Below are 26,818 nucleotides of genomic sequence, written 5' to 3'. Positions count from 1 at the left end.
AACTGCTAATATACTATCCCAGTGCCGGGCTTCGAACCCAAGCCTCAAAGATGTGTGGGTATGTTTTACAAACGGATTATCATATCCCTTTGCGAAAAAAGTCAGCTCAGGTAGTTGCCCGGAGCACCGGCAACCTCACATAAAACACAGTTCCCTCGCCTTCTACCGTGCTGAACCAGATCTCTCCTCTCGCCTGTTCTACAATGCCCTTGCTCATGGCAAGCCCCAACCCGGTGCCAGAGGATTTCGTAGTAAAATTAGGTGTGAAAATTTTTGACCTTGTCTGCTCAGGAATGCCTTCACCGTTATCTGAAACGCTGACTACAATATGATCTGCCTCCAGCTCCTCACGCATGCGTACGACGCGTATCTCCCTGCTGGAAGCGGCTTCCAGCGCATTTTGCATAAGATTCGTAAACAGTCGGTTCAGCTGTGTTTTATCTGCAAACACCAGCACTTTGGAAGGCACTGCCTCCCAGGCAAAATCAAGGTTTTCTGTTGCTGTATAAAGTGAAGTAAGTGAATATAAAAGTTCGTGCAGATCAAACACTTCATTGCGCGGGTTGCCAATATTGGCGAACTGCGAGAAGTCGGAGGCGATCTTGCTCAGGTGATCGATCTGCTCTACCAGGGTACGGGCCACATTGCCCGTCATGGTTTTCACATCGGGAGAATTATTATCATTGGCTTTTTGCAGGTACTGGATACTCAGCTTCATTGGCGTGAGCGGATTCTTGATCTCATGCGCTACCTGTCGCGCCATTTGCCTCCAGGCGCCTTCGCGTTCGCTTTTGGCGAGTGCATCGGCACTCTCTTCCAGCTTCTGCACCATCTTGTTATACTCCTTCACCAATACCCCGATCTCATCGTTCCGTTTCCATTCGATCTCCTGGTTCACCTGGCGCAGATTGATATCCCGCATCTTCTGTGTAATGAGGGTAAAGGATGATGTGATACGGTTGGTGATGAATACAGCGATAGCACCGGAGATCAGGAATATGAATGCATTCAGGGTAATGATAGTGACCAGGAAGTTGGAAATTTCCTGTTTAAGCTCGCCCTGAGTACTGTAGGATGGAATATTGAGGTATGCAACGGCATTACCTGTTTCATCACGCACAGGACTGTAAATACTGAGGTAATTGATCTTTCCCACCTGTTCGTCTGTTACGGTCTGTACCTGGTGCAGGTTATTCAGACGGAAAAATGCCAGCGGGTTCATCTTTTCGCTGAGTACACCCCTGTAATAAATATCTGCATGCGAGCTCACTTTGAGATCACCGAGGGTATCATAGAGGTTTACGTCGGTGCCGTGGATCTCGGAGATCTCGGCCATGAGGTCTTTCATCTCATCATTGAAGCCGGGCTCATAGAGCATCACACCATCATTGAAAATGCTATGGTCAATGATCTTCTTCTTCACTTCATTGCCCATGATCTGGATGGCACGTGAAAGTCTGTCCTGGTTATTGCGATGATAACGGTTCACAAAGAACAGAATGGTAGCGATACCGATCACTACAAACGACAACAGGCTCACGCTGATGATAGTACTATGGATCTGCGCACGGATGCTGAGTTGCCAGCTTTGTTTGATAGTAGACCATTTCAGGCGGCTCTTGATCAGCAGGCTCACCAGCCGGTAGAATGCGAGCAGGAAGAGAAAGGTACTGAACAGGTAAGCGAAGAGCGTGATCGCTTCCATAAACGAGCTGTTCTTCTGAGCTATCACAACAATCTTATCCGGCAGGCCGCGGTACCAGAGCTCTTCATAATCATCATGACTGGCCACACGGAATTCATCACGCGGTATCTGGTTTGGCTGAAGCTCGGTCGGAAAAGGATAATCGTTATAGTGATTCACCAATCGCAACGAATCATAAATGCCATAAGAATAAACATTGCTGTATTCAGGGACCAGTTCGCGGGTCTGCTTGAACAGTTCAGGAATGAGTGCATCGCTCTTGTAGCGTTTGGGATCGGAGAGAATGAAGAAATAACCGACAGTGCTGTCATTCACGTCGCGCACCTCCTTCCGGAAGATATAAGAATATTTATCGAAACTGCGCTCGAAGTACTTGAGATCGGGGATACTGGTGTTCTTACCCTGAATACGGAAAATGGTATTGAGGGTATCGAAAGACCCTGCTTCCGAATTAAAGAGCGGCTCAGTTTGTTTATCGAAAGTAAAGACTTTGGTATCGTATTTATTGAGATAGGCGGTGAAGTTGGTTTTAACGATACTGTCCTTCAGCATGGCATTACTATGCTTGTCTTCAAACCTGCTGAAGTTCGGCGCCAGGAAATTATTATCCAGGTAAGCCATGGCAATGCTCAGCAATCTTTCACCTGATGGATCTGCCTGCGATGTGAGTTTTTCTGCAAACCGTTTACGCTGTTCAAATTCGATCTTCCTGTTCTCAAAAATTATGACGGCGGAAATGGAGGAAGAAAAAATGGCAAGCCAGAAAAGAACTTCAGAAATATTGAGCCGCAGGTTGAGACCAGAGAATATCTTCAGCTGCATGAGCCAAACGAACACTACCAGCCAGGGTAATACAAAAAGATTGAGTTCTACGATTGAGTTGTTACGGTTGAAACTCAGCAGCAGCAAGCCGATAAAACCGGTGATGATAAAAGTGATATAGTTCCTGTCGCCCACCAGCCTGCCTGCTACGGTGAGCAGGATCTGCGAGAGAAAGAAATAGCTGAGTGCAAGTGTAGCCAGGATAATGAATCCTATGAAGCTGTACAGCGTAAGGCTGAAGAAGTTTGTTACATTGAAAGATATCTGTGCATCAGCAACAAGGCTTTGCACAATGCCTGCAAATGTGAATGTGAAGATCACCTGTGCTGTAAGGATCACGCAGAGCAGGAGCCAGTTTTTCCAGGCTACTCCATAAGGATTGATAAGCCCTGTATTGAAACGGCGGTTGATGAACACAACCATCCAGGTGAAGAGCAGGGAATTGATCAGGAGATCTCCCAGGGAGCTTAGCACAAAACTGGATCCGTAAATAGCGGGATCGAATAATTCAAACTGCCGCAGGTCCAGCACATCGGGGAAATAATAAGTGCCTAAACGCAGCAGCAATACGGAGCCCGCCAGGAAGATCACACCATACCAAAGTCCGAAATGGTCCCTGATCCGGTCTGCTACCTGGTGCAGGTAAAGGAACAGGAAGAACACTCCGATGGCCACCAGGATGATACTCCAGTTGCTGTGCTGCAACTGGTGCCAGCTGGTACGCTGTAAATGGAAAAGTACATTTCCATTAATATCGCTAACAGGATAATCAGTGACTGTAGTGGAAATATCCACTCGCTTTACAGCCTCTGGAACGTCTGCAAATTCTTTCCGCAGGTTTTCATTTTCCACGAAATACTTGTACAGAACTGGAATCAGCGCTTCTACTGAATAGCTTTTGCCGTCATCGAGCCTGAGCAGCTTTACCACGTGAACGTATACTCCATTATTGAGACGTATGAGGGAAGTGGTATCGCGGTGCTGGTGAACGGCCGGCGGGATGGCCATCTGTGTATTCCAGAAGGTGAGCCTGGGTTCAGTGAATGCTTCACGGCGGAAAATGTAGATCCCGTAACGCTTACGGGTATCCAGGATTTTATTGAGGGTATCTTCAGTAAAACTATGGTCTGCCAGCGAGCTGAGCAGATGCTCGTCACTGGTAAGTTGCTGGAAATCCTGTTCCTTCTCGTGCAGTTTCTTTTCGATCACACGGGCATAATAACGCGCTGCCGTATTATCGATCACATATTTATTAAGGATCAGTGCGGCAGCAAAGAGTGCGATTGCCGCCAGCAGGTATAAATTCTTCGTCAACCAGTTTCTTACCAGGTGCTTCAAATGCCGCGATTTTGTTTTTTAATGAGGTCCCAGATGGCATCCATTTCAGCCAGGGACATATCATTAAGGCTTTTCCCCTGTTCTAAAGCGATGGCTTCCATTTTGGTGAAACGCGCAATAAATTTCTTGTTTGTCTTTTCCAGCGCATTTTCGGCATCTATCCGCAAAAACCGTGCGTAATTGATGAGACTGAACAGCAGGTCCCCGAATTCCTCTTCCATCTTGCCCTGATCGTTCAGTGCTATGGCTTCTTTCAGCTCGCCTGTCTCCTCCTCTACTTTCTCCCAGACCTGTTCTTTGTTATCCCATTCAAAGCCTACCTGTTTGGCTTTTTCCTGGATCCTGGTGGCTTTGGTAACGGCCGGCAGGCTCACTGGCACTCCGCTGAAAATGGATTTTTTCCCTTCTTTCAGTTTGAGCTTTTCCCAGTTCTGAGTCACTTCAGCCTCGTCTTTTACGGTAATATCGCCGTAGATATGGGGATGGCGGCTGATCAGTTTATCACAAATGCCGTTCAGCGCTTCTTCCAGGGTGAACTGATTTTGTTCGGAACCGAGTTTGGCATAAAAGACCATATGCAGCATCAGATCGCCGATCTCTTCCTTTATACCTTTCCAGTCTTTATCGGTTATGGCATCTGCCAGTTCATAGGTTTCTTCGATGGTCAACTGGCGGAGGGTCTGCTCAGTCTGCTTCCTGTCCCAGGGACATTTCTCCCGCAGGTCGTCCATAATATTCACCAGCCTCATGAATGCTTTAGCAACGGATTCCTTTTCCATACAATGAATTTACACGCGAAATACGGATAAGAAGATGAAAATAACGAACAGGAAGCTCAGGGAAATGAAACAAAGGAAATTCAGGATCATGAATTTCGTGAAAGTTTTCATCCTGCCCTGTCCATAAAACACCCGCATGGCCTTGTAGCCGTAATAAGTACCCGCAAGGCATAGCAGGAAGATCAGCCATCCCAGCCAGCCCCATTCCGTGTATTCGAACAGCTGCCAGAGGCCGATCTGCACCATCAGAAAGAGGAATGTAAAAATGTACAGATGGATAAAGAACATGGCATGGTCCACATAGAGGAACTGCCTTCTGCGGATGTAGAGCAGTTTCATGAATAGCGCATACAGCGGCAGGGAAACAAAGAGCAGATACGGGAACATATGGATGAACTTGTTCAGCACATCTGTCCAGAATGCTTCCATGTCGCCCCCATATTTCTTATGAACATAAATATTACGGTACTGAACCTGACGCTTCCAGTAACCATCCCGCTCTGCGGATGGAAGGGCGGCCTGAACGGAATCGTATTCCTCCCGGCTGGTGTAAACGGAGTCGATCAGCATATAACTGTCGTCACCCGCCACGCGCACTTTCCTGTTTTTCTTTGTTCCCGTGAGGGACACATTTTCACGTAATTTCTTAATGGCTTCATAGGCCTCCATCACTTCGGCAGAATCGGAGTGATTCATGGCCCTGCGCAGCATTTCGTCTTCAGCGCCCTTCATGGTTTCTTTATCCGCCACCTTCATGATCTTATTAAGTTTGTTATCATCATCACCGTCTGACGTGATATGGACAACAGAAAAGAAGATGAGGAAAAAAACAGCGGAGGTGAACACATACATCCTGATCGGGTGCAGGTAGCTGGCCCTTCTCCCGGAAATATATTCTTTTGAAAGAAAGCCAGGCCTGGTGATCAGGTACTTTACAGTGCTGAAGAATTTTCCATCGAAATGGGTGATATCGGCAAAGAAGTGGTGAACAAGCCCCCATACTGTTTCATGGGGCTCGATATTCTCCTGTCCACAGTTTTGGCAATATCTTCCGATAAGTTCGGATTTACAATTCAGGCAGATTTTCTCGTGACGTTCTTTGGCGTGGGACACTTGAGGGTTATTTTTTCTAAAAATAAGGAAAGACACTATTTTACAGAAAATTTTGAGGGCGCCGCGCAGAAAGACAGGCCGCCCGCGTTAATAACCGTATATGAAAGCACTTACATTGATCGTATTGGGAATGTTTTGCCTCAACACAGGATTCAGCCAGTTTTATTATAACGACCTGCTGGTGACTGCGGAAACCATGAAAAGAAGGGAGCTGCTCAGGCAGGAACAGGTGAAATCGGTGCAGTTTATAAGCCTTGACGGCAATAATCAGCCCATTGAAGGATTCACCAGCCAGCAGGAGATCAGTCCAAATGCCACTACCCTTACCACCGTTACCAATACCGGTCTATCCGGGGAAAGTCGAAATATTTCGGAATACGACGCCAAAGGATTGCTGAAATCCACTACTGACACTACAGATGGCAATAAGATAAAAGTGGAATATTACTATCTCCCCTCTGGTAAACTCAGCAGGATCATCAGTCATTCCAGTTCATCCGGACAGGTTTTGCTGCGCGAAGAGCATATCTGGACTTACAACGGCAGTAACAAACCGGAAAGGATGCTGAAGATCAAGAACAACGTCGATTCCACTTTCGTGAGCTTCGTGTATGATGAAAACGGCGACCTTGCCGAAGAGAAAAGTACATTCAAAGGGAAGGAACTGCCTACATTTTTTTATTATTACGATAACCAGCATCGCCTCACCGATATTGTCCGGTTCAATGTAAAAGCACAACGCCTGCTGCCTGATTATATCTTTGAATACGATGGTAAGGGGCGTATGGCTACAATGCTGGTGGTAAGCGAAGGCACGGGTGATTACCAGAAATGGTTCTACACGTATGATGAAAAAGGACTGAAGCAGCAAGACGAATGTTATTCAAAGGACAAGACACTTATCGGCAAGATCCGGTATGAATACAGGAAATAAAATACCTGCCCCGGTTCATACATATGTAAAAAAAAAATGATTAAATTACTGTTCACTCCCTGATTTCCATTCGCGAAAATGCCCCTCACCAGGCCGGTGAAGCGGGTAAAATCTTTTTAAAAGAAATATTGATTGACCGGTTACAGGAATTCCACCTGACGGAAGCTCGTGAGAGTACGAGCCGTTGGGTATAGCCACTAAAAACAACAACACCCTTAAAGGCAAAAGCCGCTCAAGACAGAGCGGCTTTTTATTTTTCAAACACTACAGCATCGGGCTGAACACCCATTTGCTCCAGTGCGCCATTGACATCTGAAATCATTTTATCGGGACCGCAAACAGAAAAGTGTTTGCGAAGATCGGTCACATTGGTATCCAGGAATGCCTTGTTGATATATCCATGCTCGTATCCAGGGGTATCACCCTTACTCAGGATAAAATGAGCGTCTGTACCCAGGATCCCGTACAGTTCATCTTCAAGGATCACGTCCAGGGCTGTCTTGTTGGAAAAATACAACACATTCCCCGAAGCCTGGCCATCTTTTTTCAATTGCCGCAGGATTGCGATGAATGGTGTGATGCCCGCACCGCCTGCTATAAAATATCCCGGGCCTTTATATTCAATAGCGCCCCACACATCACGGATGATCAACTGATCACCTTCCACTAATTGATGGATCAGGTTAGTGACACCGTTATGGTCCTTATACCCCTTGATGGTGAACTCGAGTGTGGGCTCATCGTTCAGGGAAGTGAAGGTGAATGGCCTTTTTTCCTCCTCCCATCCGGGTTTGTTTACAGACACTTCTGTGGCCTGGCCCGGTGTGAACCGGTAACCGGCCGGTTTCTCAATACGAAAGCTTTTTACATCATGAGTAACCCCGGTGACTGACAGGATCTTAACAATGTGTTTCTCCATAGTCGTATAGCAAGCTACTGATTTTTTCGATTCATCGCTCAGCAATATTCTCTATATTGGAGATAAATCTGCATTATGAAAAAGTTCTTCTGGTTACTCTTACTGGCCCTGGTTATCATTCAGTTCTTCAGGCCGGAAAAGAATATTGCCGCAACGACAGCTACCACTGACATCGCCACCAAATACACAGTGCCGGCTGACGTGAACGCCATTCTGCAGAAAGCCTGTAACGATTGCCATTCCAATAACACCAACTACCCCTGGTACAGCAATATCCAGCCCATGGCCTGGTGGCTCGCCAGCCATGTCAAAGACGGTAAACGCCATTTGAACTTTTCCACTTTCACCAGCTACTCCTATAAAAGGGCGGATCATAAAATGGAAGAAGTGATAGAAATGGTGGAAAAAAACGAAATGCCACTCGCCTCTTATACCTGGGCACATAAAGATGCCAAACTCACGGAAGCAGAAAAAAACACCCTTATCAACTGGGCCAGGCAAGTGAGAACGGAGATCAAAAAAGACAGCGCCTTCTGATCAAACATCAACAGCCACCACACGGCGTTGCAACAACAATTAAAAATGATGAACGTCTCTGTTATTAATGACGAAAGATCTGCTGATTATTGAACCACTTGTTACTTCTCGCTGGCTTTGGCGACCAATTAAAGGGTTCATACTGGTAAACCAATTCTTCATTTCAAAACAAGTATTCCATGAAACAGATCTGCCTCTTGTTTCTGACCGCTCTTGCCATACAATCCACCTTCGCACAAAGCATTGTCAGCAATCATTCCCTTTTTTCCACTATGCCGGATTTCCTGGTAGACAAATATTCGGTCAGGCAAAGTGATTTTGATCAGCTGGACATTTACACGCCTGATAAGAAAAGCAGTTCCGGTTATGTGGTAGTAAAAAAAGAAGGCGCCCTCGAAAGCATGACCTTCAAATTTCAGGGTGAATTCCAGAAAGGCCCCTCCCCGCTGCAGATCCTTAACAATTTCAAAAACGCCGTAAAACAGAAAGGAGGTGCAGAAGTGTTCTACGATGATTTCTATAAGGACAAAGTGTTCTTTAAACTTAAACAGGGCGGAGACACTTACTGGATCAGAGTACAAACGGACGGTATCGGGAACTACACTGTATCCAGCATCAAAGAGGTGCCGATGAACCAGGATATTGTTATGACCGTGGATGATATCAAAAACAACCTGAATGCCGAAGGCAGGGTCAGCTTTTATGGCATCTATTTCGATACGGACAAATCAGTGATCAAAGCGGAGTCTGCCCCTACACTCACCAATATCGCCGGCTTCCTGAAAGCCAATCCAGTAAATGTTTACATTGTGGGGCATACAGATAATACAGGAAGTTTCGATAGAAACCTGGCTTTGTCTAAAGAGCGGGCCGCCTCGGTAGTAAATGAACTGACCACCAAATTTGGCGTGAATAAAGCACAGGTGACTGCACAGGGAGTGGCATCACTGGCTCCGGTGGCCAGTAATAAATCTGAAGATGGAAAAACGAAGAACCGGAGGGTGGAAATTGTAATTAAATAATCAGGGATTTCCCAGTTGCCCGCCTCCGGCGGGTTACTTCAATTTTTTCGCCTCTGGCGAACCAACCGGGTGTTACACCTGACTGGTTCGCCAGAGGCGAATTTCATATGCGTTCACTCGCGGGGAAGCGAGAGACTGGCAGACACACTGAGGAAATCAAATCCGGTTGCTCAGGATAGTTCCTTCAGACTCCTCGAAACCTACTTTCCCTCAAATGGAAATCCCATCCCATCCATAGACTTGTTCATTTTTTTGCATTTTCATTTTCTTTTAATTATCAAACAATTACATATGCACAATTGGCTGGCATAATAATAGAAACTGCCTATTAAGTCAATCAATTGCATATGAAAAAGTCAGGATCAAAAGCGGTATTCACCAGTGCTGAAGAGGCCTGGTTCCGCAAAGCATTCAGTATTGATATCCCTCATCTCGGCACCGCCTGCACCATCCTGATGCTGAGCTCCCTGAACGACAGTTATGCCATTCAGCATTTTTTAAATATCGCCCGCAAGCTCCCGATGATCCGGTTCAGGCTGGTACTGGATGAAAAAGCAGACAGCTCCACCTTCTTCAGCGGAGCAGGCATGGTTCCCGCGAATTGTATAGTCTATGGCGCACAGGAAGATCATCTATCTTTTTATCAGGAAGCCCATCTGGTGCTTGATCTTTCTTCTAACAGGGAGGATCCAACGCATTCAGACCGCAATATCCTGGAGTCTATGGCCTGTGGAAGGCCTGTGATAGTTCCGGACTATGAAGGGAAATTCAGCATCGTTACCGATGGCAAGGAAGGTTATCATATCAATCCCGACCAGGAAAACAGATTATTAGGGGCTATCCGCGAGCTCTGTTCAGATAATAAAACATATTTCCGTTTTGCTGTGGCAGCCAGGGAAAAAGCGCTTCACTTTTCCGCGATGCATTTGAAGGATTAAGAAAAGTGATCCGGCCATTGTCCGTCAATCCGAATTAACAGCCGTTTCCGGGGGCCGGACGGAACGGCTCATTTTGATTTCTTCATCTGGAGCGTGCAACGAAAACAATTGGTTATTGCTCCCTATTGGATACTTTTGATATAACCAAAAAGTGATAACATGAAGAAGACCATTGTACCTGTATTCATTTCTTTTTGTGTAATTGCAGCATTCAGTTGTAATGATGCCACCAAACCAGCGGAGGAACCAACACCAGACACTACAACCAGCAACCTCCCGGCTCCTGCTCCCGCTGTTGCTGCCCTTCCATCAGACAGCACCGGATTGACAGAAAAATACTGGAAACTGACCGAGATCAATGGAAAGCCAGTCAAGCCTGACAGTACATTCATGAAGGAACCGCATGTGATTTTCAAGACAGCCGAAAACCAGGTTAATGGAAACGGTGGCTGTAACGGATTTGGTGGTCAGTACGAGCTGAAAAGCCCCAACAGGATCAAAGTAGGCAACCTTATTTCCACACAGATGGCATGCCCTGCACTTGATATCGAGAACCAGTTCACCAAAGCCCTGGAGGCCGCTGACAATTATTTCGTGATTGGCGATACCCTGGTGCTGAACAAAGCCAAAATGGCCCCGCTCGCCAGATTTGTAAGAGTAACTATGCAGTAATTTTTAAAGTGAAGGATAAGAGGTCCCCGGAGCAATCTGCTTTCGGGGATCTTTGTTTCGCCTCAGTTCTGCACAACCTGAAAATTGACAGGTATTTTTTACCAGTTATTCTCCTGGCTCTTGTTGGTCCGCTCCAGTGGTTCAGGAGGGTTGGTCCTCCAGTTCTTGTTGTACCGCACAAAGAAAGCCAGCCAGCCGGTACGGGCAACCCGCATCAGGTAGGGTTGCAATAAGATCAATAGAACGGAATTGAAGCCAAGCCACCAGAAAAAACGGTTATCGTACACGGAGAAACCGATCAGTACCCACCATGCAACGAAAGTGGCCACACTGATGGCAATGGAAAACGCATAACTCACATAACTGGATCCGTAATAGAAGCCAACTTCAATATTCAGGGGTTGTGCGCAAACCGGACAAACCTGGTGCATTTTCATGGTTGTTTTCAAAGCCCATGGATTGCTGTTCACAAACATATCTCCCTGTCTGCACCTGGGACATTTACATTTTAAAAGATTGAGAACACTGGGGGCTTTCTCCTCTCCTGCTATGTTCATATCATTGGTATGTGACATCATAAAAACTATTTTTCGAGTATGGATTTACGGAATGACTCGGGTGTTTGCCCGGTGTATTTCCGGAAGAATTTCGTGAAATAAGAATTATCCTCAAAGCCCAGTTCTGCAGCCAGTTCTGCGATACTCATGCCCGCATTCACCAGCAGTCTTTTTGCTTCCAGCACAATCCGGTCGCGGATCAGTTCCCCTGCCGGTTTACCCGTTACATGTTTGCTCAAAGCATTCAGGTGATTGGGGGTAACAAAAAGCATAGCCGCATAATCCCTTGTCAGCTTCTTTTCCCTGAAATGAAGCTCGATGAGTTTCTGGAAATTTTTCAGCAGCACGGAATTATAACTGGCGGCAGGCGCTTTCTCTTTCGGTAGCATCAGCCTGTTCACCTGGATGAAAAGCTGGATCATGGCCGTACGGATGAAATCATCTTTCAGTTCACCACCTGCTTTGTCTTCTTTCAGGATAATCTCCAGTAGTTGCTCCACTCCCTTTCTTTCGCGTGCAGGTATCTGCACCACCTGCTCTGCAGCATTCCCGGAAAAAAAAGAGAACTGATCCAGGTAGCGCGCATTCATCAGCAGACTATGGATATAGTTGTCTGAGAAATTGATGATATACCCTTCCGCTTTGCTTTTGAAATGCCAGGCATGTACCTGGCCCGGGGTCATGAAATAGATCTGACCAGGCTCAGCCGGGAAATTTATAAAATCGATGGAATGGCTTCCAATGACTTCGGTAAAATATACCAGGTGGTAAAATGAATGCTTGTGCGGAAAGAACAGGTCCTTATGCGCTTCAAGATAGTGCCCGAACCGGTCCGTCATGAAGTCGTTCTTCGTAACGGGCGTATCGGCAATTGCACATATACTGTAAGTGGGAAGGGCCTGTTTTGCCATAACCTTGATTTCTATCACAAAGCTATGAATAGTATCATGGCTGTGGAGGTAGAATTCAGGGAACTTGTGGTACTTTTTACTGATCCAGAAAAAGTACTATTTTCTGGAGATCATCAGTTTATCGATCCTTGGCCCATCCATATCCATTACTTCAAAGGTAAAATCCTGCCATCTTACCTTTTCTCCGGAAACAGGTATATGTCCGGCCAGGTCAAGGAATAAGCCACCGAGGGTATTGTAGGACTGAGCGGCATCTTCTTCGGACAGTCCGAAATAATGTAAGAATTCAAAGAATGGGTATTGTCCATCTGCGAGCCAGCTCTTGTCATCCCGCTGTATGATGCTGTATTCCTCCTGGTTATATTCCGTGGAATCTCCCAACAGGGCGTCCAGCACATCATCCATGGCCACCATGCCCTGCAGGATGCCATATTCATCGATCACCACTGCATAGTGGATCTGCTTTAGCTTGAACTCTTCCAGTACCTTGTAAGCGGGAGTTGACTCATGTACCATCAGCGGTGATTTGAGGTATTGCGAAAGATTGAAAGTTTCATTGGTCAGCTCGTCCGGGAAGATATCTTTTACAGAAACGATTCCCGCCAGCTTATCCAGGTTCTGGTCGCGGCACACTACATATACCGAGTGCTTTTCAGCGCCGGCCTTCCTCTTGATGGTCTTCAGGTCATCGTTCAGATCAAACCAGATCAGGTCTCCGCGATGCGTCATCAGTTCATTCACACGGCGATCGCCCAGTGCAAATACCCGCTGCACGATGCTCTGCTCGATCTCTTCAATGGCGCCGCCTTCGGCGCTTTCCTGTACAATGGCGCGGATCTCTTCTTCGCTTACGATCCCTTCTTTCTGTCCTTTCAATCCGAATAAAGCAAGGAACAGATCATTGGTGATGGTGAGCAGCCAGATGAATGGCCGGGTAATAATGGAAATCAGCATCATGGGCTTTGCAAGCGCTGCCGCGATCTTTTCCGGGAACATCAGTCCGATCCTTTTGGGCAGCAACTCCCCGAAAACGATAGACAGGAAGGTCACGGCAACCACCACAGCAGCTACCGCGATAGTATTGGCATAAGGCCTCAGCATATCTATCTTTTCAATGGATTGCCGCAGGCTCACAGTGATGGTATCTCCGGAAAATATACCCGTCAGTATTCCGATCAGCGTAATGCCGATCTGCACGGTGCTGAGGAAAGTATTCGGATTATTGGACAGCTCCAGGGCCTTTCGCGCATTACTGTTACCCTTGCGGGCTGCAGCTTCCAGTTTGAATTTACGCGAAGACACAAGCGCGATCTCGCTCATTGAAAAATTTGCCGCATATGAAAATACAGGCAAGGAGCCTGCTGTAATTGGACTGAATTTCATGCATTGCAACAGGAATTACGCCTGGTACAATAATGATGAGCCCATCAACGATGCAAAAACCTGGTGGGGCCGCAATGGCATTCCCGTACTAAAGCTGCTTGGAGCTGGTTCATGACCTGGTATGGAGATTACACCAGGCAGGCCACTCATAATTCGCCGGACCTGTGGAAGAAGATGTTTGCCAGCGGGTATTTGATCACGTTAGACGAGATGCCCTCGATGAAATGATCACGCTACAACAGCTTGTTCTCTGGCTTCCAGTTCTTCCAGCAAGCCTCTCTTCACCTGCGTATAAGCCTCATCTTTAGCCTGCGCAAAAGAAATAGTGTATTTCCTGTTGATGCGGCGTAAATGCTCAGGCATCTTCTCAAGTAACTGGTCGTAGTATTTATCCAGCTGTGCATCATCCGGCATTTCATAGGAAATGGAAAACTGGAAACGTCGCAGCAGAGCGCTGTCGATGATCTCCGGGTGATTGGTGGCACAGATGAGCAGCGACTTATCCGGGAAATAATCGATAAGCTGAATGATGGTGTTTACGAGGCGTCTCATCTCCCCTACATCCTGTTCACTGTTATCCCTTGATTTGCCGATCTGATCAAACTCATCCAGGAAAAGTACCGCCCTTTCCCTGGCTGCCTTATCGAAAATCTGCTTCATGTTCTGGGATGTTTCACCGATGCGGGAGTTGATCACATTGCTGAGGTTGAGGATCATGATGGGCCTGCCCAGAGCATTGGCAATTGCTTTGGCAGTGGTGGTCTTACCGCAACCTGAACTTCCGTGCAACATCAGCTTGTTGCTTACCGGAAGACCGTATTTATGCAATTCTTCTATGTACTTATGTTCCTTTATCAGCTGGAGGATATTCTTCCTGCTTTCTTCTTTCAGGATAACATCTTCCAGTTTTACCTGTTCCTTATCATTGATAATCAGATCGTAAATACTCATAAATCGACTGCATTTTCAGTTCCGTTCCGGGTTGCCGGCGGGGATCAGGCCGCAAGATACAAACAGCTACCGTTAGCGCAGTGCAAATGTTTATTTCCTATGACTACACGCCAACAGGAGGAACGGGTGCGTCTTTGTCAAATGAAGGGTATAATGCGGTAAATGCACCGATAATAATACTTAAGGTATATAATTCCCATACACCGCATCCCTGAATTTTTTATGCAATTGTATCGGGTCATACGGGAACAACTGCGTGAACAACACAGCTGTTACCTTGTTTACAGGATCAACCCAGAAGAGTGTACTGGCGGCTCCATCCCAGTAAAACTCACCGGTAACACCATGGTTCTCTTCTTTAGTTTTGGGTGGTCCTACGCGCACGGCAAAATCAATCCCAAAACCAACATTTCCTTTGCCCGGTAACCAGCTCCGTTTGGTGATGGTATCAGGCAATTGATTGGTTGCCATTAACCTGACCGTTTCAGGTTTTAAAATCTTTGCTTTGCCCAGCCGGCCACCATTGACCAGCATCTGGGCGAACTTAGTGTAATCATCAAGGGTAGACGTAAGACCCCAGCCTCCTGGCTTCAGGGTCCGGTCACTTGTATTGAAGGTATTGGCCTGTTCATCGGGAACACGGGAAAGCTTTGCATCTTTACCGAGAAAATAAATTGCAGCAAATCTCTTTCTGTCATTTTCCGGAACCATATAATGCGTATTACTCATCCCAAGCGGATTGAAGATATTCTCCTGCAGGTACTTATCGAAAGGCTTTCCGGAAATCCGTTCTACCAGGTATGCCTGTACGTCAACAGAAGGGCCGTATAACCATTCATCCCCCGGATGGAACTGCAGTGGTATGCTTGCTAATTTAGCCGCCATCTGCGCCAGGGTATTGTTTGGATTGAAAGCATCAGCCTTCTTCACCAGCTCAGCCAGCGCAGGAATATCCATGGCTGCAAATCCAGCTGTATGCCGGGTTATATCGCGGATGGTGATTGGGCGTTTGGCAGATTCGAGTATCATATTCCCGTTTGCATCCACTCCTTTATACACTTTCATATTGGCAAACTCAGGAGCATATTTAGATACTGGCTCATCCAGCTTGAATTTCCCCTGCTCGAACAACTGCATCAATGCAACGCCGGTCACGGGTTTTGTCATACTGAAGATGCGGACGATGGTATTACGGTCCATGGAAATATTCGCTTCGCGGTCTGCAAATCCGTACGCGTTAAAGTAGGCTTCTTTTCCGTTTTCGAAAATGAGGGCAGACAGTCCGGCTGTTTTACCGGAATCCGTCAGTGTTCTCAGCAGGGAATCGATCCGTACATTTACATTTTCATGAATCACAGGAAGTGGAGATCTTCCATGTATTGGTTGCGCGATCAGTTCTATCAAACAAAATGCTGAGAGCAGAATGGAAATGATTATTTTTTTCATTGGAGGCTTATTGTTTACGCTGCTTAAATGGAAACTATCCTTAAAATAGCTCTTTTTCGCCAGAATGCCCAGACAGCAGCAGGTCCGGCAACAAACTTTCTCAATCACCGGCGAACCGCTGAAAGGCAGGAAACCAATGGAGGTTCAGGTTCTTATCGAATGGACCGGCAACCATATTCACGCCATTTGAATTCTGCGTGATCCTCTTCTTGCCATCGATGGTAACGGGTTTGGTGATCCTCAGCCTGGGATTAAAGCGGCACAAGAAAAAAGCCTGACCATAAAGTGGCCAGGCTTTTTTTACTTGGGCGATAAGCCGTTACATATTGGTGGTGGCATTGATAGTATACATCACGCCTTTTTTTATTTCGATGATTGTGCCGTTATAAGCCCAGAAGCCTGGCTGTCCGTCTGAAGAACTGACGTAGAACTTTACCGTCCTCCCTCTATAGATGGGATCATAGCTAATTCCGAGCTGGTAAGTGCCTTCAAAGAAGTAACCATGATTTTGTTCTGTATCAGTAAGGCCATAACGCAAACTGCCAGCCACAGAACCTCCCTGAAGAATATCCACCTTGATCCTTTCAGGCTTTGGCTTTGGTGGAATATCCATGGTGGTAACAAGGCGTATGCCTCCTACTGGCCAGTTGGGAGTATTAAAGCATTCAGCCATCGTATGACCCGAACCCAGGGTACTCAGCAACAGATTGGTTACATAAGTATCAATGCTTTTTTGGGTCAACCCGATATGCGTTCCACCTAAAATATAGTGATTATTGGCGGGTGTATACGGGGCCATGGGTGGTAACGGTTTGCAATATCCCTGCGTCAGCATTACCGGACGGTTCACATATCCCCTGCTGGTAAAATAATCGGAAGAAGTGATCAGGTTACTATATTCCATTTGCTTGAGGATATGATTGTTGTTATCGTAAATAGTAGTCAGTCTGTTAAACTGATCATATTCATATTTTGTATGCAGATCATTGACATTCGTTGCTTCACTGATACCAACAAATGGCTTGTAGGCATATTTAGTACGTTGAATAAGTCCGCCGGACAAGCTGTTCAGTTTATTCAGTTCCGTGAACAGGGCGGCATTGGAGAGCGGGGAATTCAGCACAGTCTGCAAAAGGCCCGCAGCCTGAATTTGCGTTTGTGTAGCGCCTGTCACTTCAGCAACTGGGAACCTGTTGGAATACCCCCAGACATAGGATTTACGGATACCTGACCTGTCGATCACTTCCAGGAGATTACCAAAGCTGTCATACTCTTTAAAAGTGATATCCGTAACCAGCTGACCACCTTTAGTGGAGCTTTGTTTGGAAGACAGGGCGTAAAAATTATTGTTGAATTTGGCGTAATTGTTCTTTACCCTGGTCAGTTCAACCTGCGGCCCTGGCATCGCCCCTTTTACAACGATCTCTTCGATCACCTGACTGATCATATTCTTCTCATTCATTTCAATGTAAGTGAGATCGCCAGGATAATCATAGGCATATTTGATCGTTTTCCTGAACACTTCATTTTTACTGTTTGAAGTCTGGATCAATGAAGGCAGCATACGATCGTTGTTATACATATAATCTGTAGTGGTTTTCAACAGATTATTGTTTTCATCAACAACTTCTTCCTCTTCTTTTGTAAGCCTGAGTGCTCCCAGTGGTATAAAACCATAACCTGTATTAAAATCCGAATAAACGGGTCTGATATTGCCAATTAACCCGCCTTTATCATCGATATACAGGTTGGAAGGTTTTCCTGTTGAGCTTACACCACCTACAGAATACAGATTAGCGAGATAGGAGTAATGCACACTGGGGGCATAAGGGAAATAGTAAGGAGTATACTGATAAGACTTCCTGTTGCGTAAATAATATTTCCCATCAACCATTGCATACTGCTCAACAGATTTTGGCTTGCCGTAAAACCAGGTTTCCTGCAACATCTTCTCATCCGTATTGTTCCTGATCATTGTTTGAAGTGGCTGCGAAGCCATGGTGGTGTTGAATTCATTTACAGGATAATAATTGTAAACAGTTCTTCCCGATTGCTTTCCATAGTCCATTTCATACTCGGTCACTTTCGTGTAATAGATGGAAGAACCGGACCCATATTCAAAACCCAGCGCGGAACAGGGAAGAATAGTTGTTTTGGTTTCTTTTTTGATCAACTCCACACAGGATGACGCATAGCAGGCAGAAGTTACCAGGGGAGGAAAATCATCATTACCAGGTCCGCCTGACATGGGGACAGAGGCAAACCCGTAGTAAATATCCTGCGTGAATTTATAGTTACCGAAAAGCATCTTGCCATTTACAAACTGAATGGGTGGCGGATTGAGCAATTGTCCATCTCCGTTCTCAGTTTCTCCATAAGTGTAATACTTCTGTTTTACCGGAAGGTTTTTTATACCATCATAAAAATTGATTTTACTGATTCTTAGTCCGCCACCGAACAAAGACCTTTTGGCTTCGCCCAATTCATCAAATGTTCGGGACTCGAAACGATTGGCCTCATAATCAAAATCCACATACCCGCCGGTGGGGTACAGCATTCTTGTCAACATGCCGTTTTGCATCAATTCTTCGTCGGGATATTCATCTCCATAACCATCTATCTTAACGGTAATATTTTCAGGGGAAGTGCAGGAAGGCGGGGAGTACATCTGATTGAATTCGATCACAGGGAAATGCCATGCCTGGATCACACTCGCCGTTGCTATTTCCATTGTTCTTGTATTGGTATAGCCCCAGGCATCAGAACCTTTCAGGTGATCTCCGAAGCATGTTTTATTCTTGTAAAGGAATCCATACCGTTCATAAGGAGTTCCGTTTACTGAAAAACGGACAGAATCCAGGTAGAGCGTGCCATTGAAACCTGTTCCATTATAAACACGGGCAGTAGAGATATTTGGAGTGGAGGTCAATGTCTGATGGAGGTTTGCCGTCTTCACTTCCTGGCCTCCGGCCCTGATGGTAATAGCTGTCAACTGTTCAACACCTGTGAATTCAATGCTGCCCCCTCTCCAGGTAATAGACGAAAGAGTTACACCACGTATTGTATTAGCGCTTCTTCTGCCTGGCCAGGCATCCCAGGTGGCATCATAACTCTTTACTTCCATCTGGTTGGTTGCCGGATTTTTCCATATCATCTTGAAAAATTTGGAAAAGCCATGCGCGTATTCGATGTATTTGGGAGAACCCAACCGGAAAAAGGCAGCCACTCCCAATAAACCGTTCATGGTAGTTTGGCTGGAAATAGCAGTACTGTTTGGAAAAAGATAGGGGTACATAATAAATGCCGGATGTCCCTGACATTGATTCTCGTCGTTGTAAAATGTTACATAATCCGGCTGGAAAAGCGACTTTGTCTCGGCTTTGGTCACATAATTAAACTCAAGCGTTTCAGTGCTTGCGGCATTGATGATGCGGATGCATTTCCAGGTAGTGGTCAAAAAGAGCCCCTGTGCATCGCTGGAGTATTCCCTTGCGGTACTCCCAAGGTCTTCCCAGTTGACAACCGGAGCTGTAGTTCCGAAAAGATATACAGTGCCATCAGTGTCAACAATGCGGAACTGGTTATTGGAATAAGTTATTTTGAGGTTTTCAAATGGCGCAGGAACAAAATAATAGCCATTGCCATCTATATTCCTTACCATATAAAATGATCCGCTTTTGTTCAGCAACCGGAAACTGAACTTGTCGGGTTTTCCATCCCGTTCCCCATTGGCCATATAATACAATTCATTGTTGGTGAAAACCGGGGGGTTATCTATTCCATTTATACTATGAGGTCTGATTTTAGATACGCCCCCATATCCCAATGTCCCACCAAAATCATCCTGTCCATTGATGTTCCTGGTGATCTGGATATCCGTACTCAGGTTCCAACCCAGGCCGAGCCTGCCGCTTTTTTCATTGATCCGGAATCCACCGGCATGATAATCCAGGGAAACAGGCAGCGACAAACCTCCAACCTCCAGGTTCCAGACAGGTACAGAAATATTGGGCAATCCTGAATTCAGGTTTACCGGCACATTCACCACTTTGGTGAAAGCCGCAGCCTCCGGTGTAGTTGGTATGATAGCTTTGTTTTGCGCGGAAAGTTTCAACAGGGAAAAGCAGGAAAGAACGAACAACAGGAGCTTGTTTTTAATAAATTCCATATTATCAGGAGGTTTAGAGATGATCCAAAACTACAAATTTGCGCTTAATGATAAGCGTAATATGCTGTCAATATCTGATCGGAGAGCAGGCAAAATTATCATCAATGAGTAAGTGAGAGAAATATGGCTATAACCGTGCAGAAATTGACACAAGCGTAATAATGCAGAAAAGGTAGCCGCAAAAAAATGGTCACCCTGAGGTGACCATTACTGTCTGTTAAAATTTGTACCCGGGACGGGAGTCGAACCCGTACGGCCTTTTGGACCACAGGATTTTAAGTCCGGCGTGTCTACCAGTTCCACCACCCGGGTGTTCAAATTCAAGAATGAATCTAAACAAAAAATTCCATCCCACATTTTCAGTAGAATGGAATTTCTCAGAGCGGAAGACGAGATTCGAACCCGCGACCCTCACCTTGGCAAGGTGATGCTCTACCAGCTGAGCTACTTCCGCATTTGCTACTTTCATTGATGAGAGCAGCGATATTTTTATAAAGAACTGATTATCAATCGTTATTGGGAGTGCAAAGATAGGGATTTTTTTATTCGGCCAAAATTTTTCTATCTTTTTTTTCTCCTTTTTTTTATTTGTACTCAGGAGTATACAAAGTACTTGGCTGAATAGTTACTTCAGGCTTTCCTTTATAGCTATGCCTGTACAGGTTATAGCAACCGCCCAGTACAAATGCCATTACACAAAATACCTGCAGATAGAACAGAAACGAAGAGGAATTAACCCAGTTGCGTTTGAAATCCTTGTCGCGGTAGTCTTTTTCTTCCAGATGTTGTTCCATATGAGTGAATTGCGTTGCAAAAGTAATAATTCAGTTCATTAAAATCAGCATTTTGTGGCCACAATTTTTTCAAAAGTTTTTTTACCCCTCACAAAGTAGCTCCACACCACACTTTTATGCAAATAGCCTTTTAGCTTTTTCCTTTTATCCAATCCCTTTCTTTCCATTTTCGGATGCACAAACAACCAGTACAGGAATGCAACATGCGCTTTCACCACGGCCACAAAATAAGTTACCTCTCCTGCCGCCAGCGATTTGAATGCCGAAACCGCATCCAGCCAGAAACGGTAAGCGATCTTTATAATGGCCTGTCCCGCAGGCAGGTTCTTGGCCATCATCACCAGGTTATTCCTGAAATTCAGGAACACTTTGCGGGAATTACCCTTCGGCAGGGTGCCGCCTCCCACATGGTATACCACAGACTGCGGACAGACATACACCTGGAAGCCCGCCAGCTGCATGCGCCAGCAGAGATCTATCTCCTCCTGGTGTGCAAAGAAGAATTCATCGAAGCCACCCAGCCTGTGATAAAGTTCTGCCCGCACAAACATAGCCGCACCACTCGCCCAGAAAACCGGCGCAGCATCATCGTACTGCCCTTCATCCTTCTCACAGGTATCAAAGATCCTTCCTCTCGCAAATGGATAACCGAGATAATCCAGCCATCCTCCTGCCGCGCCTGCATATTCAAACAACTCGCGATGCTGGTACTGACGCAGTTTAGGCTGACAGGCCCCGATACTTTTATCAGACTCCATCAGGCTGATCACAGGTTCTACCCATCCTGCCTCCACTTCCACATCGGAATTGAGCAACACATAGTAATCACCACCCACTTCCTTCAGCCCTTCATTATACCCTTTGGCAAAGCCGTAGTTCTTCGTCAGCAGCACAATCTTCACGGCAGGGTATTGTTCCCGCAGGAACTCAACAGAATCATCCGTTGAAGCATTATCGATCACAACCACTTCCTTGTTGACATAAGTAGTATGCATCACACCGGGCAGGAATTGCTCCAGGTAACGGCGGCCGTTCCAGTTGAGAATAACGATCGATACTTTCGGTCTGTACATGTATTGCGCGCTGATTACAGGTTTTATAACGGATGCAAAGGAACGTTATTTTACGGATTAGTTCAAACCAGCGCTGACCGCCCTTCCTGCAATTTAACTTTACGTATATTAGTTGCATGATTCAGCCGCTATTCAACTGGAGAACCGGCCTGGCGATCATTGCTATCGCAATCGTCAGCGGCACTATCTTTTATTCACAGTTCCTTGCACGTAAGATCGCCCATGAAGAAAGGGCCAGAGTAGAGCAATGGGTAGAAGCAGGCAAACTGCTCATGAACGACACCACCGGTCTCAGCGATAAACTCGCCGGGATGATCATTACTGAAAACACCACCATCCCCATCATCGAAACCGACGAAAGGGATATGATCACGCAGTATGTAAACCTCGACTCCGCCTCTATTGCTGAAGACAGTACCTGGCTGCAAAAAAAGAAAGAAGAATTCCAAAGTGAGAACGGCCCTGTTACCTGGACCGATCCCCGGGACAGCACCCGGATCAATCATTATTATTTCGGGCATACATCGCTGCTCAACCAGATCAGGTATTATCCGCTGGTGCAGCTGCTGATCGTCAGCCTGTTCATTATCATCACGCTTACCGCCCTCACTACCAGCTTCCGCAGTTCGCAGAACCAGGTATGGGCCGGCATGGCCAAGGAAACCGCCCATCAGCTGGGCACCCCCCTCACCTCCCTGCAGGGCTGGATGGAAATGCTGCGCGAAGAAAAAGCCAATGAACAGATCGTGACGGAACTGGAGAAGGATATCGACAGGCTCAAGCTGGTATCCGACCGCTTCAGTAAAATAGGCAGCGCCCCCAAACTGGAAAAACACAACCTGGTGGCGCAGGTAGGCAGCATGATAGAATATATCCGCAAGCGCGCCACCGGCAAAGTGCAGTTCAGTCTGGATACCGGCAACAATCCGGAAATACTCGCACTCATCTCCCCTCCTCTGTTCGACTGGGTGATAGAGAACCTGTTGAAGAACGCGCTGGATGCCATGGAAGGAAAAGGACAGATCAGCATACAGATCCTGCAGCAACCCAATAATATCATCATCGATGTTACCGATACTGGTAAAGGCATCAGCAGCCAGCATATCAGCAAAGTGTTCAAACCCGGCTTCACCACCAAGAAGCGCGGCTGGGGTCTCGGACTGAGCCTGAGCAAGCGGATCATCGAGCAATATCACCGGGGCGAACTCTTTGTAAAACATTCAGAGCCCGGCAAAGGCACCACCTTCAGAATTGTGCTGAAGAATAAAAGTCAGCTCTGATAAGGGTTGCATGCGTAATGAATTAAGACAGACCGGTTTATTTCAAAAATAATTAGCGAAAAAGTCAAAAAGAATTTCGCAGATTAGAAAAAGAGTTTACATTTGCAACCCCGAAAGGGAATGGCGCCCAGGTGTTGAAACTGGTAGACAAGCCACTTTGAGGTGGTGGTGTTCGAAAGGACGTGCAAGTTCGAATCTTGTCCTGGGCACTCGAAAAGGTTGTAAGGAATTACTTGCAACCTTTTTCTTTTGCGTCAAATCCACCTTTTCCGGCTTGATGGATCAGGTGGATCAGGTGGATTTTACGCTGATTCTCTGAATCCTCAGCATTTATTATTACTTTACAACCGGTCAGCCCACCATTTTCAGACTATCCTACCCCCCGGTATGAAAAAGATCCTAGTTATTTTACTTATTGTGCTTGCCAGCAGTTACAGTCATGCGCAACCCGTTCAAATTGATCCTTATTTTGGCAACTCCGGAAAAATTCAACTGAATGTCGGATTCCCTTATTTCGATGTTACCTGCAGTATCGTTTTAAAGAATGGCAAGACGATTGTCGGCGGCACTGCCAAAGACGGCATCAACTGGTTCCCGCGTAACGACTTCTTTCTCGCGCGATTCAATGCGGATGGATCCATTGACAACAACTTTGGAACCGGAGGGATTCAGTACGTAAATATTGAAGACGACTGGATCGATCAACTGGTCAAAATCACTGAGCTCAGCAATGGCAACATTGTTACACTGGGGCAATCCAAATATACAATATGGAACAGCTGGGCAATTACCCTGATGAGTTTCTTACCAGATGGTAGTCCGGACCTCAGCTTCAACGGCAGCGGAAAGAACAATGCCGTCAGCATTACAGGGGCAGTATCGGATATGATTGTATTACCAGACGGACGAATGGTGGTATCCACCATACAAAATGCCTCAAAACAGCTTTTCACTTACACCAGAGATGGGAAAACAGATAATGATTTCACCTTTCAGCAACCTGCAATACAGCAGGAATTCCATATTCAATCACTTTCACTACTCCGTGGCGGAAAAATCCTGGCCACCGGATATAATTACCAGTCAGGTAATCCCGGAAACCGTGTTCAGTTACGCTGCTATCAACCCAGTGGGAAACTAGACAGCAGCTTCGCAGAGAATGGCATCATGCAATACAATGTTTTGTCAACCGATGCAAGATTTATCCAGGCCGCTATCACACCTGACAGCAACTCCTTTTATCTGGCCGTTCATTCCTATAAAAGGGCCATCGACAGAGATACGGTTGTAATGACGAAGCACCAGCTGAATGGCACGGCAGACATGGGTTTCGGCGTGAATGGCGTATTGGATGTACCAACTACCACTAATTATTTTTACCAGCCATGGCAAAACAAATTCCTGGTACAGGCAGATGGCAAGATCCTGTTCCCGGGTACCGCCGTCAATGCAAATGGATTTGAACAACCCTCCGCTATCCGTTACAATACAAACGGGAGCATCGATGGAAGCTTCGGAGTAAACGGACAACTGGCAGCAATCGAAAGTGGCACCAATCATGAAACAATTACCACTTCCATTGGCCCTGATGGTAAAATAATAATGGCTGGTTATGCCCTGGGTACAGGAAGACACCAGCTTGCCGTTGCGCGCTTCCTGACCAATGGCGTTATCGATAAGAGTTTTGGAGCAGATGGAATAGCTAGTAATTATGCAGGCTTCGGAGAAGCCTATGATGGCATAGGAATGGACATGCTGCAATTACCTGATAAAAAAATACTGGCCGTTGGCATCACCGGCAATGGCAGTTACTCCAGTATTGTACTCACCAGGCTGAATGCAACAGGACAACCCGATCCTGATTTCGGCACAGAAGGGTTCACCTACATGCATCTTTCGGAAGTCCATATTCAAACCATGTATTACCATGAACTTGACTCCAAGATGCTCACATTGAAAACTGACCAGCAGGGAAATATCTATGTACTGTCTGGTGCAACGAGCAAATTTGAAAGAAAGAGCGGTATTACACTGTTCAGATTCACGCCATCCGGTCAGCCGGATTCTTCATTTGCCAGATACGGCAAAAAAGAAATATACCTGAACGAGGCCTACGGCCGTGCTCCGGTAGGCATCGGAATACAATCAAACGGAAAAGCCATAGTAGCCCTGTCTACCGATAAACCAGAACCGAAATCAAGCACCAATATCCTCATTCGTTTCAATACGGATGGCAGTATCGATAAAACCTTCGGCAATAATGGAATGATCGATGAGCCAGGATTTATCGGACAGGATTACCTGGAAACCGGGAGATACCGGAGACTACTCATTCAGCCAGACGACAAGATCATTTTCTGTGGCGAGCCCAAAGGAGAGTCCAACATGTTCGGAATCCGGCGCTACAATGCCGATGGCACCAATGACCAGACATTTTACCAGGGATACGTGCTCAGCTTTACTGTTGCGCCACACTATAACAACCTGTTAACCGCAGTAGGGCTTCAACCCAATGGCAAAATCCTCCTGGCAGGAACATCTACAGAACCCGGCGCCGGAGCAGTTATTGTCCGTTGCACGAAAGACGGATCGAGAGATTACTCTTTTGGGGAAAACGGTATCTGCAAAGTCAGGAGTTTTGGATTCACAGAAATACTCAGCATATGCGTACAGGAGGATGGAAGAATTCTATTGCTCAAAGATTTCTATGACGATGATGCAGCCAATGATAAGTCATATATAAAGCTGATACGTTTGACGCGTGATGGCAGAGCAGATGAAACCTTCGGTTATGATGGAGCACACACCATCGTCACGAGCGGGCTGACACAGGAAACAGCCGGCGGAATGGCAATCGGAGAAAACGGGCAGATTCTCATATGTGGCGGCGTTAATTTGGGCTACGATGGTGTTAACTATGATCACCGGTCAGACCTGGTCATCTACGGCCTCAACACACAACCAACAGATTGTTCTATCGGAATTGCCAATGCAGGCAATGACACCACCATTTGCAGCGGTGCAGGTAAATTTGCCATCATTGGAACTTACCTGAGCGGTCATGGCATAACCTACGAATGGTCGCCAGCAACCGGCCTGAGCTCCACCAATGAATCCCGTCCCGTTGCCACTCCCCCACCCGGCACCACGCAGTATGCGCTAAAAGTGACCAATGCTTTCGGATGCATCACACACGATACCGTGAAGGTTACCGTGAACCAAACACCTCCCATTCCCTTTCTTTCACAAACGGGTCATACCTTGTTATCGTCTGTTGCCAGCGGCAACCAATGGTATCTCAACAACCAGCTGATCCCGGGCGCAACAGGCGCCAGCTACATACCTCTCAGCCCAGGTGAATATTCGGTGATCGTTACACAAAACGGATGTGAATCAAAGTCATTTTCCCCTTTAACGGTAATTACTACGGGCATTAATTCTCCAGAGCTCGACAAACAGTTGCACATCGGCCCCAA

The 26,818-nt window shown here is 46.3% G+C and carries 20 protein-coding genes and 3 tRNA genes; 8 read left to right on the top strand and 15 right to left on the bottom strand.

What is annotated here, in order from left to right; all coding sequences use genetic code 11:
* Positions 1-106: 106 nt before the first annotated feature.
* Genes ACTHMC_RS03810 through ACTHMC_RS03800 form a run of 3 tightly spaced genes read right to left on the bottom strand, consistent with a single transcriptional unit; the run spans position 107 to position 5,757 of the window.
* On the bottom strand, positions 107-3,865 hold the full coding sequence (locus tag ACTHMC_RS03810) for an ATP-binding protein (RefSeq protein ID WP_440410953.1): 3,759 nt from the start codon (positions 3,863-3,865) through the stop codon (positions 107-109).
* Positions 3,862-4,644 (bottom strand): nucleoside triphosphate pyrophosphohydrolase, encoded by a 783-nt coding sequence (mazG, locus tag ACTHMC_RS03805; RefSeq protein WP_440410951.1) that lies wholly within the window; start codon positions 4,642-4,644, stop codon positions 3,862-3,864. Before mazG ends, ACTHMC_RS03810 begins: the two co-directional genes overlap by 4 nt.
* Before the next feature lie 9 nt (positions 4,645-4,653).
* Positions 4,654-5,757: a DUF3667 domain-containing protein gene (locus tag ACTHMC_RS03800; RefSeq protein WP_440410950.1), complete on the bottom strand. Its 1,104-nt coding sequence runs from the start codon at positions 5,755-5,757 to the stop codon at positions 4,654-4,656.
* Positions 5,758-5,857: 100 nt separating this feature from the next.
* Here ACTHMC_RS03800 and ACTHMC_RS03795 point away from each other — a divergent pair, with 100 nt between their 5' ends.
* On the top strand, positions 5,858-6,691 hold the full coding sequence (locus tag ACTHMC_RS03795; RefSeq protein ID WP_440410948.1) for a hypothetical protein: 834 nt from the start codon (positions 5,858-5,860) through the stop codon (positions 6,689-6,691).
* Positions 6,692-6,941: 250 nt separating this feature from the next.
* Here the strand turns inward: ACTHMC_RS03795 and ACTHMC_RS03790 are convergent, their stop codons facing one another.
* Positions 6,942-7,610 carry an FAD-binding oxidoreductase gene (locus ACTHMC_RS03790; protein ID WP_440410946.1) on the bottom strand — a complete coding sequence of 223 codons (669 nt, stop codon included), beginning with the start codon at positions 7,608-7,610 and terminating at the stop codon, positions 6,942-6,944.
* A 75-nt stretch (positions 7,611-7,685) separates the two neighbouring features.
* Between ACTHMC_RS03790 and ACTHMC_RS03785 the strand changes: the two genes are divergently transcribed.
* The 4 genes from ACTHMC_RS03785 to ACTHMC_RS03770 all read left to right on the top strand — a co-directional run bounded on the left by ACTHMC_RS03785 (position 7,686) and on the right by ACTHMC_RS03770 (position 10,779).
* A complete protein-coding gene (locus ACTHMC_RS03785; protein WP_440410945.1) occupies positions 7,686-8,147 on the top strand; it encodes a heme-binding domain-containing protein in 462 nt (153 codons plus the stop codon).
* A gap of 179 nt (positions 8,148-8,326) precedes the next feature.
* Positions 8,327-9,169 (top strand): OmpA family protein, encoded by an 843-nt coding sequence (locus ACTHMC_RS03780; protein ID WP_440410942.1) that lies wholly within the window; start codon positions 8,327-8,329, stop codon positions 9,167-9,169.
* A 347-nt stretch (positions 9,170-9,516) separates the two neighbouring features.
* Positions 9,517-10,107 (top strand): glycosyltransferase, encoded by a 591-nt coding sequence (locus ACTHMC_RS03775; RefSeq protein WP_440410941.1) that lies wholly within the window; start codon positions 9,517-9,519, stop codon positions 10,105-10,107.
* A gap of 159 nt (positions 10,108-10,266) precedes the next feature.
* Positions 10,267-10,779 carry an META domain-containing protein gene (locus tag ACTHMC_RS03770; protein WP_440410939.1) on the top strand — a complete coding sequence of 171 codons (513 nt, stop codon included), beginning with the start codon at positions 10,267-10,269 and terminating at the stop codon, positions 10,777-10,779.
* Between the two features lie 98 nt (positions 10,780-10,877).
* On the opposite strand, the gene ACTHMC_RS03765 is transcribed toward ACTHMC_RS03770, so the two are convergent.
* From ACTHMC_RS03765 to ACTHMC_RS03715, 11 genes are all read right to left on the bottom strand, one after another.
* Entirely contained in the window at positions 10,878-11,357 is a 480-nt protein-coding gene (locus ACTHMC_RS03765) for a DUF983 domain-containing protein (RefSeq protein ID WP_440410937.1), read from the bottom strand.
* 5 nt (positions 11,358-11,362) lie between these two features.
* A complete protein-coding gene (locus ACTHMC_RS03760) occupies positions 11,363-12,247 on the bottom strand; it encodes an AraC family transcriptional regulator (RefSeq protein WP_440410935.1) in 885 nt (294 codons plus the stop codon).
* A 96-nt stretch (positions 12,248-12,343) separates the two neighbouring features.
* A complete protein-coding gene (locus ACTHMC_RS03755; protein WP_440410933.1) occupies positions 12,344-13,630 on the bottom strand; it encodes a hemolysin family protein in 1,287 nt (428 codons plus the stop codon).
* Positions 13,631-13,858: 228 nt separating this feature from the next.
* Positions 13,859-14,581 (bottom strand): AAA family ATPase, encoded by a 723-nt coding sequence (locus ACTHMC_RS03750; RefSeq protein ID WP_440410931.1) that lies wholly within the window; start codon positions 14,579-14,581, stop codon positions 13,859-13,861.
* Positions 14,582-14,761: 180 nt separating this feature from the next.
* A complete protein-coding gene (locus tag ACTHMC_RS03745) occupies positions 14,762-16,027 on the bottom strand; it encodes a serine hydrolase domain-containing protein (protein ID WP_440410930.1) in 1,266 nt (421 codons plus the stop codon).
* 100 nt (positions 16,028-16,127) lie between these two features.
* Positions 16,128-16,292 (bottom strand): hypothetical protein, encoded by a 165-nt coding sequence (locus tag ACTHMC_RS03740; protein ID WP_440410929.1) that lies wholly within the window; start codon positions 16,290-16,292, stop codon positions 16,128-16,130.
* A 54-nt stretch (positions 16,293-16,346) separates the two neighbouring features.
* The gene (locus tag ACTHMC_RS03735; protein WP_440410927.1) at positions 16,347-20,195 is read right to left on the bottom strand and encodes a hypothetical protein; all 3,849 of its coding nucleotides are present in this window, start codon (positions 20,193-20,195) and stop codon (positions 16,347-16,349) included.
* Positions 20,196-20,422: 227 nt separating this feature from the next.
* Positions 20,423-20,507 (bottom strand) — tRNA-Leu (locus ACTHMC_RS03730).
* 69 nt (positions 20,508-20,576) lie between these two features.
* Positions 20,577-20,649 (bottom strand) — tRNA-Gly (locus ACTHMC_RS03725).
* A gap of 130 nt (positions 20,650-20,779) precedes the next feature.
* Complete coding sequence (locus ACTHMC_RS03720) at positions 20,780-20,989, bottom strand: hypothetical protein (protein ID WP_440410925.1); 210 nt, start codon at positions 20,987-20,989, stop codon at positions 20,780-20,782.
* A 44-nt stretch (positions 20,990-21,033) separates the two neighbouring features.
* Complete coding sequence (locus tag ACTHMC_RS03715) at positions 21,034-22,062, bottom strand: glycosyltransferase family 2 protein (protein WP_440410924.1); 1,029 nt, start codon at positions 22,060-22,062, stop codon at positions 21,034-21,036.
* Between the two features lie 116 nt (positions 22,063-22,178).
* Here ACTHMC_RS03715 and ACTHMC_RS03710 point away from each other — a divergent pair, with 116 nt between their 5' ends.
* From ACTHMC_RS03710 to ACTHMC_RS03700, 3 genes are all read left to right on the top strand, one after another.
* Positions 22,179-23,342 (top strand): sensor histidine kinase, encoded by a 1,164-nt coding sequence (locus tag ACTHMC_RS03710; protein WP_440410922.1) that lies wholly within the window; start codon positions 22,179-22,181, stop codon positions 23,340-23,342.
* A gap of 125 nt (positions 23,343-23,467) precedes the next feature.
* Positions 23,468-23,551, top strand: a tRNA-Leu gene (locus tag ACTHMC_RS03705).
* 178 nt (positions 23,552-23,729) lie between these two features.
* The coding region (locus ACTHMC_RS03700; RefSeq protein ID WP_440410920.1) for a hypothetical protein at positions 23,730-26,818 on the top strand (3,089 nt) is incomplete at its 3' end.

This window comes from Pseudobacter sp., assembly GCF_051955275.1.
In the GTDB taxonomy this organism is placed as follows: Bacteria; Bacteroidota; Bacteroidia; order Chitinophagales; family Chitinophagaceae; genus Pseudobacter.
Note: the sequence above shows the minus strand (reverse complement) of the source record. Positions and strands in the feature narration are given on the sequence as shown.

What these genes read in the sequence shown, in the direction of transcription:
- ACTHMC_RS03785 (WP_440410945.1), top strand. Translation starts at nt 7,686, where the DNA reads ATGAAAAAGTTCTTCTGGTTACTCTTACTGGCCCTGGTTATCATTCAG.
- ACTHMC_RS03795 (WP_440410948.1), top strand. Translation starts at nt 5,858, where the DNA reads ATGAAAGCACTTACATTGATCGTATTGGGAATGTTTTGCCTCAACACA.
- ACTHMC_RS03790 (WP_440410946.1), bottom strand. Translation starts at nt 7,610, where the DNA reads ATGGAGAAACACATTGTTAAGATCCTGTCAGTCACCGGGGTTACTCAT.
- ACTHMC_RS03715 (WP_440410924.1), bottom strand. Translation starts at nt 22,062, where the DNA reads ATGTACAGACCGAAAGTATCGATCGTTATTCTCAACTGGAACGGCCGC.
- ACTHMC_RS03720 (WP_440410925.1), bottom strand. Translation starts at nt 20,989, where the DNA reads ATGGAACAACATCTGGAAGAAAAAGACTACCGCGACAAGGATTTCAAA.
- ACTHMC_RS03760 (WP_440410935.1), bottom strand. Translation starts at nt 12,247, where the DNA reads ATGGCAAAACAGGCCCTTCCCACTTACAGTATATGTGCAATTGCCGAT.
- ACTHMC_RS03755 (WP_440410933.1), bottom strand. Translation starts at nt 13,630, where the DNA reads ATGAAATTCAGTCCAATTACAGCAGGCTCCTTGCCTGTATTTTCATAT.
- ACTHMC_RS03745 (WP_440410930.1), bottom strand. Translation starts at nt 16,027, where the DNA reads ATGAAAAAAATAATCATTTCCATTCTGCTCTCAGCATTTTGTTTGATA.
- ACTHMC_RS03780 (WP_440410942.1), top strand. Translation starts at nt 8,327, where the DNA reads ATGAAACAGATCTGCCTCTTGTTTCTGACCGCTCTTGCCATACAATCC.
- mazG (WP_440410951.1), bottom strand. Translation starts at nt 4,644, where the DNA reads ATGGAAAAGGAATCCGTTGCTAAAGCATTCATGAGGCTGGTGAATATT.
- ACTHMC_RS03775 (WP_440410941.1), top strand. Translation starts at nt 9,517, where the DNA reads ATGAAAAAGTCAGGATCAAAAGCGGTATTCACCAGTGCTGAAGAGGCC.
- ACTHMC_RS03770 (WP_440410939.1), top strand. Translation starts at nt 10,267, where the DNA reads ATGAAGAAGACCATTGTACCTGTATTCATTTCTTTTTGTGTAATTGCA.
- ACTHMC_RS03765 (WP_440410937.1), bottom strand. Translation starts at nt 11,357, where the DNA reads ATGATGTCACATACCAATGATATGAACATAGCAGGAGAGGAGAAAGCC.
- ACTHMC_RS03750 (WP_440410931.1), bottom strand. Translation starts at nt 14,581, where the DNA reads ATGAGTATTTACGATCTGATTATCAATGATAAGGAACAGGTAAAACTG.
- ACTHMC_RS03735 (WP_440410927.1), bottom strand. Translation starts at nt 20,195, where the DNA reads ATGGAATTTATTAAAAACAAGCTCCTGTTGTTCGTTCTTTCCTGCTTT.
- ACTHMC_RS03710 (WP_440410922.1), top strand. Translation starts at nt 22,179, where the DNA reads ATGATTCAGCCGCTATTCAACTGGAGAACCGGCCTGGCGATCATTGCT.